The following is an 11,959-nucleotide window of genomic DNA, read 5'->3' as shown; positions in this document are numbered from 1 at the left end:
GTCTGGCGGGGGGCTTTGGGGGGCATGGGGCCTGCGTGCTGCAAAGGGGTGGAGGGGGCCATTTTTCCAGCGCTGGCGGGTTTGCGCAATATCATGCCTTCACGATACAGACAGCACATCCCCCGTGCCGTTGGGGATAAATACGTTTTTGACGGATTGCTCGTTCATGGCTTCTTCTGCTTCCGGCGCGGCACCAGCCGTGCGGAAAACTTCTCTCTTTGTTGATGTTCTGGGTTTTGTCATCCGCCTGTGGCTGGCTTTTCCCCGTCCTCTGGTGGTGACTGTGGGGTCGGTCCTGCTGGCAACACTCGCGGATGTGCTCATGCCCCTTGCCGCAGGGCGTCTGGTGTCCGACGTGGCCGAGCCTGCCAGCCAGTCCGCCCGGCTGCATGATGCGGTGTGGATGGTTGCAGCCCTTGCGGCCTGCGGGTTTGGCAGTGTTGCGGCCAAACGCTACGCCTATCTGGGCATTACACGGCTGACCACGCGGATTATGCAAAAAATCGGCACGGAATCCTTTGCCCATGTGCAGCGCCTGAGCACGGACTGGCACGCCAACACCTTTGCAGGCTCCACGGTCCGGCGGCTTACACGCGGGATGTGGGCGGTGGACATGCTCAATGACACGTTATTGCTCATGCTGCTGCCCGAGCTGTGCCTGCTGGTGCTGACCACCCTTGTGCTGGGCTGGCACTGGCCTGCCATGGGGGCCATGCTTGGGGTCTTGTCCGCTCTGTTTGTGGCATTGTCCTGCGCGTTAACGCTGCGTTACGTGGCCCCGTCCGCACAGGCTGCCAATGCGGGGGACAGCAGGGTAGGGGCTGCACTGGCGGATGCAATAACCTGCAACGCCGTGGTCAAGGCCTTTGGGGCGGAAGAGCGCGAGGAGGTGCGGCTGGCCCACACACTGGACCAGTGGCGCACCGCCACCGCACGGATGTGGGTGCGCGGGACGGACAGCGCCAATATTCAGGCCGCAGCCGTGGTGGTCATGCGCCTGTCGCTGGCGGCGGCTGCGGTGTGGCTGTGGTGCAACGGGCGCGCGGGGCCGGGGGATGTCGCCTATGTGCTGACCATGACCTTTCTGGTTCAGGGGTACCTGCGCGAGATCGGGCAGCAGGTCTCGGTCGTGCAGCGTTCGGTTAACGAGATGGAGGAACTGCTCCTGCTGTGGCGGACCCCCGCAGGGGTGCCGGACCCGGCGCAGCCTGCAAGCCTGCATGTGCGCCACGGGGCCATTGCGTTTGAGCATGTGACATTTACCTATCCCGGGCAGCCGGACCCTCTTTTTAACGACCTGTCGGTGCAGATTGCCGCAGGCAGCCGTGTGGGGCTGGTTGGGCCATCGGGGTCTGGTAAATCCTCCTTTACCAAGCTGTTGTTGCGGTTATACGCGCAGAACAGTGGGCGGATTCTGGTCGATGGGGTGGACACCGCTACCGTGCGCCAGTCGGACCTGCGGAGCCAGATTGCCCTTGTGCCGCAGGAGCCGCTGCTGTTCCACCGCTCTTTGGCCGAGAACATTGCCTATGGCAGGCCAGACGCCACGCCCGAACAGATTGCGCAGGCTGCCCGCCTTGCCAATGCGGCTGACTTTATAGAACGCCTGCCCGAGGGATACGCAACGCTCGTGGGTGAGCGGGGCATCAAGCTCTCGGGCGGGGAGCGCCAGCGTGTGGCCATAGCCCGCGCCTTTTTGGCCGATGCCCGTATTCTGGTGCTTGATGAGGCCACAGCCAGTCTGGATTCCCAGTCCGAGGCACTGGTGCAGGAGGCTATGGAGCGGCTGATGGAAGGCCGCACGGTGCTGATTGTGGCGCACCGTCTGGCAACCGTGGTGGGGCTGGACCGTATTCTGGTATTCCAACACGGCCAGATTGTGGAGGACGCCCCACATGCCCAGCTTGTCCAGCGCACGGGCGGGCTTTACCAGCAGCTCTATGCCTTGCAGAGTCTGTAGGCCGTGTGCTGCCCCCTTGTGCTCACGGGATTTTAGGGTCTCTGATGCTGTTTTCTTTTTTCTATCATGGATATTCTTTTCATAGCCCTTTACTCTAGCCACGTGCCCGCTGTGCTTTGGCGCAGGGGGGTGTCCTTTTTGCTGCGCTGCTTTCCGTTTTGCCCCATGCCCGGTAGGGCGATCAGGGAAGGCGGGGTTGTAAGGATGCGGTACTGAAAATAGGGTCTCTGGCGGGTTTTTAAATGGCCTGCCACATGTGGTTCGGGTTGAGTATTGTTGCGATAGGCGCTTGTTTTGTTTCACGAAAGTAGGGAATCTCGCCGCAAGGTAGCTGTTGTAAGCGGTGCTTCAGGCGGTATTGGGCGTGCGTTGTGTGATCTGCTGCGCCAGCGTGGCTATTGGGTCATTGGGCTGGCGCGTGCGCAGGGCCGTGCGCTGGATGCAGCCCATGTGGACCACAGCGTAACCTGCGACCTGACAGACGCCGCATCCTTGGCGGAGGCGGCACGCGCCATCCGCCATGCCAGCGAGCATATTGACCTGTTTGTGTTCTGTGCCGGCGCCATAGCACCCCAGCCTGTGGCGACCCTACAGGCCGATCTGGCGCTGGAGCAGGTCCAGATCAATCTGGTGGGTGTGATGCAACTGACCCATGCCATTCTGCCAGCCATGGCGGAGGGGTCGCACATTATCTATACAAACTCCATGGCGGGTGTTTTTCCGCTGGCGGGCAGCAGCGTTTATACCGCGTCCAAATTCGGGCTGCGCGGGTTTGCGCTGGCGCTGGAGCAGGAGCTGCGGCCACGCAAGATCCGCGTTTCTTCCGTCTTTCCCGGCAGTGTGAACACCAGCATGTTGATGAAGGAGATGGAGCAGGGCGGCTCGGTCCTGAACTTCATGTCCGCCCCGCAGGAGCCCGAAGCCATAGCGGAATGGATTCTGGCCACCAGCCACAAAAAGCGCGTGGAGAATTTTCCTTCCAGCTTTGACAGTTTTTTCTGCACTCTCTTTTTGTGGTCGCCCCGTTTCCTGCGGCTGTGCATGCCGTTGATGACTGCATGGGCCAAAGCAGGCCGGGCGCGTTACCGCCGCAACCGCCTTAAAAACGCATCTGACTAACCCGGTGGTATGGCCTGCATAAAGGCCAGACTACTCAGCCTGTGCCTGTGTTGGTGCTGGGATGCGCTCCAGCCTGTTTATCAGCAACGATGTCAGGATTTTCTGCGAAAAGAGCAGGCATGGCTTTGCCCAAGTGCCAAGCTGTGTGGGCGCAGCAGCGAAAGCTGTGATCTGTAAGTTTTGAATATTCAGGAAGGCTTTGGCGGAGGGGAAGGGATTCGAACCCTCGATACGACTTGACATCGTATAACGGTTTAGCAAACCGCCGCCTTCAGCCTCTCGGCCACCCCTCCGCCGAAGAGTGCAGACACGACGTTTGCATTGCTGCTTTTAGGGGGTTTGACGTGTTCCGTCAAACCCCCAGATGCGGAAATTGCAGTTATTTTTTATCCGCCAGCTTTTATGCGTCCAGTTGGGCTTTCAGGGCATCGTTCACCATGGCCGGGTTGGCCTTGCCCTTGGTTTCCTTCATGACCTGCCCAACAAAAAAGCCGAACAGCTTGTCCTTGCCAGAGCGGTATTCCTCCAGCTTGTCGGGGTGTTTGGCCAGCACAGCGGCAATGGCGGCGTCAATGGCCCCGGTGTCGGTCACCTGGCGCAGGCCCTTTTTTTCCACAATGGCTTCGGGGCTTTCACCCGTTTCCACCATGTCTTCAAAGACTTCCTTGGCAATTTTGCCGTTAATGGTCTTATCCGCAATCAGGTCCAGCATCTTGCCCAGTGCTGCTGCGCTGACGGGGCTGGTCTCTATGGTGTTGCTGGTGCGGTTGAGGGCGGCAAACAGCTCACCCATCACCCATGTTGCGGCCAGCTTGCCATCACGCCCACGGGCCACGGCCTCGTAATAGTCGGCCACGGCCTGCTCGGCCACCAGCACCCCGGCGTCATAGAAGGCAATGCCGTATTCCGCCTGAAAGCGCGCGCGCTTGTCATCAGGCAGTTCGGGCAGGTTGGCGGCCAGTTCGTCCACCCATGCCTGTTCCAGCACCAGTGGCAGCAGGTCGGGGTCGGGGAAGTAGCGGTAGTCATGCGCATCTTCCTTGGAGCGCATGGTCCGGGTCTCACCCCGGCCGGGGTCGAACAGGCGGGTTTCCTGATCCACCTCGCCACCATTTTCCCAGATTTCTACCTGACGTGCGGCTTCCACCTCAATGGCCTGCATGACAAAGCGGATGGAGTTGACGTTCTTGATCTCGCAACGGGTGCGGAAGTCTTCCCCCGCCTTGCGGACAGAGACGTTGACGTCGGCCCGCATGGAGCCTTCTTCCATGTTGCCATCGCAGGTGCCAAGGTAGCGCAGGATCTGGCGCAGTTTGCGCAGGTAGGCCCCGGCTTCTTCCGGCTCGCGGATGTCAGGCTCGCTGACAATTTCCATCAGCGCAACGCCGGAGCGGTTCAGGTCCACAAAGGATTTGGTGGGGTCCTGGTCGTGCAGCAGCTTGCCTGCGTCCTGCTCAATATGCAGGCGGGTAATGCCGATCTCGCGCACATCGCCATTTTGCAGTTCAATGCTGATGGCGCCCTTGCCCACAATCGGGTGCTCGAACTGGCTGATCTGGTAGCCCTGTGGCAGATCGGCGTAAAAGTAGTTCTTGCGGTCAAAGCGGCTGTGCAGGTTGATCTGCGCCTTCAGCCCCAGCCCTGTGCGGATGGCCTGCGCCACGCACTCATGGTTGAGCACGGGCAGCATGCCGGGAAAGGCTGCGTCCACAAGGCTGACCTGTGTGTTGGGGTCGCTGCCAAAGGTTGTGGCAGCGCCCGAGAACAGCTTGGAGTGGCTGATGATCTGGGCATGGACTTCCAGCCCGACCACAATTTCCCACGTGCCGGTGCGGCCTTCAATCGTGTAGCTCATGCGCCAGCTCCCGCATGGACGGACGGGATGTGCGTAAAGCCCGCCGCCGCTTCCAGCGCGCCGCCAATGGACAGCACGGTTTCTTCATCAAAATGCCTGCCAATGACCTGTAGCCCCAGTGGCAGCCCTGTCTCGTTCAGCCCCACAGGGACGGAGAGCGCAGGCACACCGGCCATGCTGGCGGGTACGGTAAAGATGTCGTTGAGGTACATCTGCACCGGGTCGTCCATGTTCTCGCCCTGCGCAAAGGCGGCGGACGGGGCGGTGGGGGTCAGCAGCACGTCCACAGTCTCAAACGCCTGTTCAAAGTCACGCTTGATCAGGGTGCGGACCTTCTGGGCCTTCAGGTAATAGGCATCGTAATACCCGGCGGACAGCACATAGGTGCCCATGAGAATACGGTTGCGCACTTCCTGCCCGAAGCCTGCTGCGCGCGTGGCCTCGTACACACCATCGAGCGAGGGGGCGTCCTTACGCATGCCAAAGCGGATGCCATCGTAGCGTGCAAGGTTGGAGGAGCACTCGGCCGGGGCAATAATGTAGTAGGTGGTCAGTCCGTAACGGGTGTGGGGGAGGGAGACATCCACCACCTCGCACCCTGCGGCCTTGAGCCACGCAATACCCTGCTCCCACATGGCCAGCACATCGGCTGGCAGGCCGGGGGCGCGGTATTCGGCGGGAATGCCAACGCGCAGGCCCTTGACACTTTTGCCCACCGCCTTGTGGAACGCGGGCACCGCACGGTTGGAGCTTGTGCTGTCCTTGGCGTCAAAGCCTGCCATGGCTTCGAGCATCAGCCCGGCATCAGCCACGCTGCGGGTCATGGGGCCAGCCTGATCGAGCGAGCTGGCAAAGGCAATGGTGCCCCAGCGGCTGCACCGGCCATAGGTGGGTTTAAGCCCGACAATGCCGCAATAAGCGGCAGGCTGGCGGATGGAGCCGCCTGTGTCGGTCCCGGTTGCGGCCAGCGCCAGACCTGCGGCCACAGCGGCGGAGGAGCCACCGGAGGAGCCACCGGGCACAAGGGCTGTGGTGTCATCCCCTTTGCGCTTCCACGGGTTGGTGGTCGGGCCAAAGGCGGAGCTCATATTGGCCGAGCCCATGGCAAACTCGTCCAGATTGGTTTTGCCAAGGAACACAGCCCCCGCCCCCAGCAGGTTGGCGGTGACCGTGCTCTCATACGGGGGCACAAAGTCTGCCAGCATCTTGCTCGCAGCCGTGGTGCGCACGCCCTTGGTGCAGAACAGGTCTTTTACGCCAATGGGCAGGCCGTCCATAATACCGGCCGTGCCTGCTGCGTAGCGGGCATCGGCGGCATCGGCGCTGGCCAGCACGTCGGCTTCGGGCAGGACGGTAATATAGGCGTTAAGCCCCGGGTTAAGGCGGGTAATGGCGTCCAGATGTGCCTGTGCCAGCTCCCGTGCGGAAAATTTGCGTGCGGCAAGCCCGGCGCGGGCTTGGGTCAGGGTCAAACCGGTCAGCATTATTCCACCACCTTGGGTACGGTATAAAAGGGGCCAGATGTTTCTGGCGCGCAGGCCAGCAGGGCGTTGCGGCAGTTGCCGTCGGTCACCTTGTCTTCGCGCTGGCGCAGGGTTTCGGTCTCCGTCCCCACCATGGGCGGCACACCCGTGACATCCACTTCGGCCAGCTGGTCAATCCAGCCCAGAATGCCATTCAGCTTCTGGCGCGTGGCCTCCAGCTCGTTTTCCTCAAGCCCTATGCGGGCCAGTTTTGCGATGCGTCGGGTGGTCGCAAGGTCAAGCGACATGAGAGTGGGCCCCTCTTTCTTCAGTCTGAACAGAGAATTGCACCTAGCATAATCACGCGGAAGGCAACATACCATTGGGCATGACTCTTCTCACTCTTCCCCAATTGGCTGCCACCCTGCCCAGACATGCCCGCCTGCTTGGCATAGACCCCGGGCGCAAACAGGTGGGGCTGGCACTGTCCGATGTGTCACGCATGGTGGCCTCGCCCTTCCAGACCGTAAAGCGCGGCAAGCTGGGGCAGATGGTCACCTTTATCCGCGCTGTGGCGCAGGAGCATGAGGTTGCGGGGCTGGTGGTGGGGGTGCCTCTCTCGCTTGATGGTTCGTTTGGTCCGGCAGCGCAGGCCAGCCGGGACTGGACACTGGAGCTATCGGCACAGACCGGCCTGCCCGCCTGCCTGTGGGACGAGCGCCTGTCCTCCTCCGCCGTCAACCGGATGCTCATACAGGAGGCGGACCTGTCACGCGCAAGGCGGGCCGAGGCGGTGGACAAGCTGGCGGCGGCCTACATTTTACAGGCCGCGCTGGATAGCCTGCCCGGTGATCTCACGCCTTTCTGATTACAGATTGGGGGCTTATATTTGCCACAAAGACCCTTCAGACCAGTTATCACAGAAGACGTTACAGATTATTTGAGAAGGATTGCCCCAATGACCAAACAGTCGTTTGCGACCGCTCTGATGACCATGGTGGGTGCTGCCGTATTTGCCGTAAGCCTGCCAGCCGCCCCCGCGCATGCGGAGGAGCAGGGTGCTTTGACCAAAGCATGGGATTCCACACGTCAGGGCACAGAAAAGGCGTGGGACAAAACCAAGGCCGGTACAACCGAAGCCTGGGACAAGACAAAAGCAGGCACCGAAAAAGCGTGGGATAAAACTGCTGCCGGTGCGGACAAGACATGGGATAAAACCAAGTCAGGCAGCGCCAAGGTCTGGGACAAAACCAAATCCGGCGCGACCGAAGCGTGGGACAAGACCAAGACAGGCACCACCGATGCTGCCCATGACGTGGGCAAGTGGGGCGAACGCACCGGCCAGAAAATTGGCAACACGAGCACAGCCATCGGGCATGACATCCACAATGGCTTTAGTGACGACAAAAAATAACAAAAGCCGGTAAAAGGGGCGGTGCCACGGATGTGGCCACCCCAATAAAAAACCCGCCTCCAATTATGGATGGCGGGTTTTTTTATGGGACCGGCCCGCAGGCTGATCCGGCGGTTTACACCCGCTGGATCAGGCGAAGGTGTCCAGCACGTTGGTGTCGTTCTGTGCCGAGCTGGAGCCCGAAGACCCACCCGTTGTTGTTTTGGAGAGGATGTCCCCGCTTGCGTCCTTGACGATGGTGGTAATGGACCCATCGGCATTGAAGAGCTGCGTGGTGGTTGTGGAGGAAGAAGAGGAGCTGCTGCCCGAGGCAGAAGAACCCGCAGATGCGCTGGAGGAAGACGCGGAGGAGGAGGAAGATGTGCCCAGCAGGCTGCTGGCGGTGCTGCTGTTCAGGCTGGAAATGGAGGAAGACATGGAGGATGCCTCATCAATAAAATGGTTTAAAAAACTCAGGCGAGTTTCATGCCCATAGGTGCGCGCTGTCAATCGTAATCGACAGCACCGGGCGGCAGGGCGCGTATGCTCTGTGTTGCGTGGGGGTTACTGGCTGGTGCTGCGCATGCGCCAAAACCGGTGGCGTGTGCTGTAAAATGCCGCCAGTCTGGCGTGCAGGGCCTGCCAGTAGGCTTCAAAAGCAGTCATGCGGCCCCCCATGTAGGTTTTAAATTCTTTTTTAACCTCATGGCTCATCATGGCCTGAGTATGACTGCTCCTGACATCACAGGCTGATTTGCTGCGGATAGACATAAAAAAAGCGCCTCCCCGGTGGGGGAGGCGCCTTTGGCAGCGTGTGGCCCAAAGATCAGGCTTTAGCTTCTTCAAGCAGAATCTGCTCGATAATATCCAGCCCCTCATCCAGCAGCGCATCGGATGCGGTCAGCGGGGTCAGAATGCGGATGGTTGCACCCTGTACGCCACAGGCCAGCAGGATCAGCCCTTTTTCGCAGGCTTTGGCACAGACTTTGGAGGCAAAGCCCGCACGCTGTTCCACCCCGGCGTGGCGTTCGAGAATGTCAAAGGCGATCATGGCGCCAAGGCCGCGCGGGGTGCTGACGGGCAGCAGGTCCGTGCGCTTGTGCCAGCCGCTAATGCGGGCCTTCAGGCGTTCGCCCATGGCGTTGGCGCGGTCGAGCAGGTGTTCCTCGTCAATCACGTCCAGCACGGCAAGGGCTGCGGCGCAGGCAAGGGGAGCGCCCGCGTAGGTGCCGCCCAGCCCGCCGGGGGGGACGCTGTCCATCACGTCTGCACGGCCGATAACGCCCGAGAGCGGCATGCCGCCAGCAAGGGACTTGGCAATGCAGATCAGGTCCGGTTCCACGCCGGAGTGCTCAATGCCAAACAGCTTGCCGGTCCGGCCAAAGCCGCTCTGCACTTCGTCTGCAATCAGCTTGATGCCATGCTGGTCACACAGTGCGCGCAGGTGCCTGAGCAGGGCCGGAGGGGCCACGCGGAACCCGCCTTCGCCCTGTACGGGTTCAATAATAATGGCTGCCACGTTGGCCGGGGCAATGTCTGCTGCAAAGATGAAGTGCAGCATCTTCAGGCTGTCTTCGACCGTAATGTCATGATCGGGGAAGGGAACGTGGTACACTTCGCCCGGCAGCGTGCCAAACGGGGCCTTGTAGGGCAGGACCTTGCCGGTCATGGCAGACGCCAGCAGCGTGCGGCCATGGAAGCCACCACAGAATGCGATAACGCCGTTACGGCCGGTAGCGGCACGGGCGATCTTGACGGCGTTTTCGGTCGCTTCCCCACCTGTGGTGAAGAAAATGGTCTTGGCCGGGCCGGAGAAGGGGGCGCGGGCGTTCAGCTTTTCGGCCAGCTCAATGTAGGAGTCGTAAGCACAGACCTGAAAAGCCGTGTGTGTGAAGCGCTCAAGCTGCTTCTGCACTGCGGCCATGACCTTGGGGTGGCGGTGGCCAACGTTGAGCACGGCAATGCCGCCTGCAAAGTCAACATAACGGCGGCCTTCCACGTCCCACAGTTCTGCGTTTTCTGCGCGGTCGGCAAAAACGGGGGTGGAGGTGGCAACGCCGCGCGGCACGGCGTTGTTACGGCGGGCCAGAAGGTCTTTGTTGGTGGTGCTCATGGTCAGGTTTGGCTCCGGTTGGCGGTCATATGGCCCGGCCTGTGGTTTGGGCCGGACAAACATGTTTGTTCCGTAAGTGTTTTTATTGGAGGATGGGAGGCGATTTTTTGGTGCGGGGGTGGTGTTTTTTCATCACCACCCCCGCGCCGGGGCAGAAGAGCGCGCTCCCGGCAGTTCAGGCCGGTGGATGCAGGGGGTTGTCCACCTCCTGCGCCACCTGTTCCATCAGCCAGTCGCGGAAGGTGCGCAGGGTCGGTTTTTCCCACATCTGCTCGGAGGCGCGCAGCACGTAAGCGCCCAGAGGTGTTTCCTTGAGCGGGGTCTGGGTGGGTTGCACACGCAGCAGCCGCCCGCTGAGCAGGTCATCGCCCAGCAAAAACGGGTTGCCAAGGGCTATGCCCTCACCCGCACGGGCGGCGGCCAGCGTAATATGGGCCTGCCACAACCTGCCCGCGGTGGGGATGGTCGAGGCGTTGACTCCCTGTGCCGCAAACCAGCGTTGCCACTCGGTATCGTCCTCCTCATGCAGCAGGGGGGCGTTCAACAGGTCTTGTGTTGTGCGGGGCTGCCCGCCAAGGGCCTGAATGCACTGGGGCGATGCCACGGGAAAAACCGGAGGCCGGGCAATGGCCATGTGGCGGATGGTGCGTGGTTCAGGCGTTGTGCTGCCCTCGCGCACATAGCCGATCTGGGCATGGTTGGCAGACTCCACACCGCTGACATGGAAGGCCGCACTGGCGTCCACCGAGCGGAGCAGCACCTCCATATGTGGGTGGGATTTGCGAAAAGCATAAAGCCGGGGCAGCAGCCAGTGGTAGGCAAAGCCATGCGCGCAGGTCACGGTAAGGGGGGGGGTGCGGTTGCGCATGTCCGCCGTGGCGGTGGCCAGCCCGTCCAGCAGGGGGGCTATGCGGTCATAATAGGTGTGGCCTGCCTGGGTCAGGTTACCGGTTGCCCGGTCACGTAGCGTTATGCCCAGCGAGAGCTCAAGGTCGCGGATATGGCGGCTGATGGCCGCGTGGTCCACGCGCAGTTCCGTGGCCGCCCGCCGTATGCCACCCGTGCGGGCAAAAGCGACAAAGGCGTTCAGGGCGGACAGGGGGGGAATGCGGTAGCGGGGGTCCATTATGGGGCGGCTGCGTTGGGCTGTCTGGTGTGGTGGGTCCGCCATTGGGGGCCAAATGGTCCAAAAAGCAAGTTCTGGCCCCAATGCGGTACCCGCCTTAAGGGGACGTGGCGGGGTGGAGGTGGGTTTTTGCGTTGCAAACCGTGTCTTTCATGCGGTATTGCCCAGAGCATCATAGCCAACGGTCCCGCGCAAGCGGAATAAAAGGGAATGTCGTATTCTTCCACCCGGTGGAAGATCAGTCGGCAACTGCCCCCGCAACTGTAGGCGGAGAGTGTCTGCCCCGATGTGGCGTTACGCGCCACGGCCACTGGTTACGCCGGGAAGGTGGGGGCCGATGCGTTGATCCGCAAGTCAGGAGACCTGCCGTGGCTGCTCATGCCCAGATCGCCGGACGGGGGTGCCGGAGGTGGATGCCCGATTATGCATTTTTGTACCTGACCGCCTTTTTTCCCACATGCGTTTTTGACTTCAACTGCACACCTTTCCAATGGGTGGGGAAAACGGGTTTATTTTCATGATATCTTTATCCACAATATCGGGCATGCGGTGGCAGCTGGCCCTGTTGTGCCAGTCCATTGGCATTGCGGGCGCATGTGTGCCGACAGCAGCTTTTGCACAAAATGCGCAAACACAACTGGAGCAGGACCGCCGCCGGCTTGGCAATTCCGGCCCTCTGGTCTCCGAGATTGATCCGGCCACGGTGCGGGATTCCATGCGCGCAGCAGAAGCCGCCAAATCCCCCGATGCAGACCACCCCGACCTGAGCGACCACCTGCTGGGCAGCGTCTGGGGCGCGCGTGACTGGATGGCCCGCCACGGCATTACACTCGACATTCAGGAAGTGGACGAACTGTGGGGCAACACCACAGGCGGTAACCCGTCTGGTAATGACGGGCCCAATGGCTCAGGCTCGGGCACCGGCCCCGC

At 61.3% G+C, this 11,959-nt stretch carries 11 protein-coding genes, 1 tRNA gene, 1 pseudogene and 1 riboswitch; of the genes and pseudogenes, 5 read left to right on the top strand and 8 right to left on the bottom strand.

Annotated elements, in window-relative coordinates:
• The first annotated feature begins 166 nt into the window (after positions 1-166).
• Entirely contained in the window at positions 167-1,960 is a 1,794-nt protein-coding gene (locus HK26_RS11210) for an ABC transporter ATP-binding protein (protein WP_086639859.1), read from the top strand.
• A 294-nt stretch (positions 1,961-2,254) separates the two neighbouring features.
• Positions 2,255-3,079 (top strand): SDR family NAD(P)-dependent oxidoreductase, encoded by an 825-nt coding sequence (locus HK26_RS11205; RefSeq protein ID WP_086639858.1) that lies wholly within the window; start codon positions 2,255-2,257, stop codon positions 3,077-3,079.
• Positions 3,080-3,279: 200 nt separating this feature from the next.
• Here HK26_RS11205 and HK26_RS11195 read toward each other — a convergent pair.
• The 4 genes from HK26_RS11195 to gatC form a co-directional block, all read right to left on the bottom strand.
• Positions 3,280-3,372, bottom strand: a tRNA-Ser gene (locus HK26_RS11195).
• Positions 3,373-3,479: 107 nt separating this feature from the next.
• Positions 3,480-4,934 (bottom strand): Asp-tRNA(Asn)/Glu-tRNA(Gln) amidotransferase subunit GatB, encoded by a 1,455-nt coding sequence (gene gatB / locus HK26_RS11190; protein WP_086639856.1) that lies wholly within the window; start codon positions 4,932-4,934, stop codon positions 3,480-3,482.
• The gene (gene gatA / locus HK26_RS11185) at positions 4,931-6,418 is read right to left on the bottom strand and encodes an Asp-tRNA(Asn)/Glu-tRNA(Gln) amidotransferase subunit GatA (protein WP_086639855.1); all 1,488 of its coding nucleotides are present in this window, start codon (positions 6,416-6,418) and stop codon (positions 4,931-4,933) included. The genes gatB and gatA overlap by 4 nt, the downstream gene beginning before the upstream one ends.
• The gene (gatC, locus tag HK26_RS11180) at positions 6,418-6,705 is read right to left on the bottom strand and encodes an Asp-tRNA(Asn)/Glu-tRNA(Gln) amidotransferase subunit GatC (protein WP_086639854.1); all 288 of its coding nucleotides are present in this window, start codon (positions 6,703-6,705) and stop codon (positions 6,418-6,420) included. Before gatC ends, gatA begins: the two co-directional genes overlap by 1 nt.
• Before the next feature lie 80 nt (positions 6,706-6,785).
• Here gatC and ruvX point away from each other — a divergent pair, with 80 nt between their 5' ends.
• Both ruvX and HK26_RS11170 read left to right on the top strand, forming a co-directional pair.
• Complete coding sequence (ruvX, locus tag HK26_RS11175; RefSeq protein ID WP_086639853.1) at positions 6,786-7,265, top strand: Holliday junction resolvase RuvX; 480 nt, start codon at positions 6,786-6,788, stop codon at positions 7,263-7,265.
• 90 nt (positions 7,266-7,355) lie between these two features.
• On the top strand, positions 7,356-7,811 hold the full coding sequence (locus HK26_RS11170; protein WP_180539527.1) for an endoglucanase: 456 nt from the start codon (positions 7,356-7,358) through the stop codon (positions 7,809-7,811).
• 129 nt (positions 7,812-7,940) lie between these two features.
• Here the strand turns inward: HK26_RS11170 and HK26_RS11165 are convergent, their stop codons facing one another.
• The 4 genes from HK26_RS11165 to HK26_RS11155 form a co-directional block, all read right to left on the bottom strand.
• The gene (locus HK26_RS11165) at positions 7,941-8,228 is read right to left on the bottom strand and encodes a hypothetical protein (RefSeq protein ID WP_086639862.1); all 288 of its coding nucleotides are present in this window, start codon (positions 8,226-8,228) and stop codon (positions 7,941-7,943) included.
• A 126-nt stretch (positions 8,229-8,354) separates the two neighbouring features.
• Positions 8,355-8,561: a hypothetical protein gene (locus HK26_RS13285; RefSeq protein ID WP_143296348.1), complete on the bottom strand. Its 207-nt coding sequence runs from the start codon at positions 8,559-8,561 to the stop codon at positions 8,355-8,357.
• Between the two features lie 55 nt (positions 8,562-8,616).
• Positions 8,617-9,903 carry a 4-aminobutyrate--2-oxoglutarate transaminase gene (gene gabT, locus HK26_RS11160; RefSeq protein WP_086639861.1) on the bottom strand — a complete coding sequence of 429 codons (1,287 nt, stop codon included), beginning with the start codon at positions 9,901-9,903 and terminating at the stop codon, positions 8,617-8,619.
• Positions 9,904-10,078: 175 nt separating this feature from the next.
• On the bottom strand, positions 10,079-11,029 hold the full coding sequence (locus HK26_RS11155; protein ID WP_086639860.1) for a LysR substrate-binding domain-containing protein: 951 nt from the start codon (positions 11,027-11,029) through the stop codon (positions 10,079-10,081).
• Between the two features lie 165 nt (positions 11,030-11,194).
• A riboswitch (cobalamin riboswitch) is annotated at positions 11,195-11,414 on the top strand.
• 132 nt (positions 11,415-11,546) lie between these two features.
• Between HK26_RS11155 and HK26_RS11150 the strand changes: the two are divergent.
• A pseudogene (locus tag HK26_RS11150) lies at positions 11,547-11,959 on the top strand (hypothetical protein); the annotation flags it as partial.

Origin of the sequence: Acetobacter okinawensis (assembly GCF_002153655.1) — a bacterium.
Lineage (GTDB): Bacteria > Pseudomonadota > Alphaproteobacteria > Acetobacterales > Acetobacteraceae > Acetobacter > Acetobacter okinawensis_A.
Note: the sequence above shows the minus strand (reverse complement) of the source record. Positions and strands in the feature narration are given on the sequence as shown.

Bases quoted from the DNA above. Each gene is read 5' to 3' on its own strand.
- HK26_RS11210 (WP_086639859.1), top strand. From the start codon at position 167: ATGGCTTCTTCTGCTTCCGGCGCGGCACCAGCCGTGCGGAAAACTTCT.
- gatB (WP_086639856.1), bottom strand. From the start codon at position 4,934: ATGAGCTACACGATTGAAGGCCGCACCGGCACGTGGGAAATTGTGGTC.
- gatA (WP_086639855.1), bottom strand. From the start codon at position 6,418: ATGCTGACCGGTTTGACCCTGACCCAAGCCCGCGCCGGGCTTGCCGCA.
- gatC (WP_086639854.1), bottom strand. From the start codon at position 6,705: ATGTCGCTTGACCTTGCGACCACCCGACGCATCGCAAAACTGGCCCGC.
- ruvX (WP_086639853.1), top strand. From the start codon at position 6,786: ATGACTCTTCTCACTCTTCCCCAATTGGCTGCCACCCTGCCCAGACAT.
- HK26_RS11170 (WP_180539527.1), top strand. From the start codon at position 7,356: ATGACCAAACAGTCGTTTGCGACCGCTCTGATGACCATGGTGGGTGCT.
- HK26_RS11165 (WP_086639862.1), bottom strand. From the start codon at position 8,228: ATGTCTTCCTCCATTTCCAGCCTGAACAGCAGCACCGCCAGCAGCCTG.
- HK26_RS13285 (WP_143296348.1), bottom strand. From the start codon at position 8,561: ATGTCTATCCGCAGCAAATCAGCCTGTGATGTCAGGAGCAGTCATACT.
- gabT (WP_086639861.1), bottom strand. From the start codon at position 9,903: ATGAGCACCACCAACAAAGACCTTCTGGCCCGCCGTAACAACGCCGTG.
- HK26_RS11155 (WP_086639860.1), bottom strand. From the start codon at position 11,029: ATGGACCCCCGCTACCGCATTCCCCCCCTGTCCGCCCTGAACGCCTTT.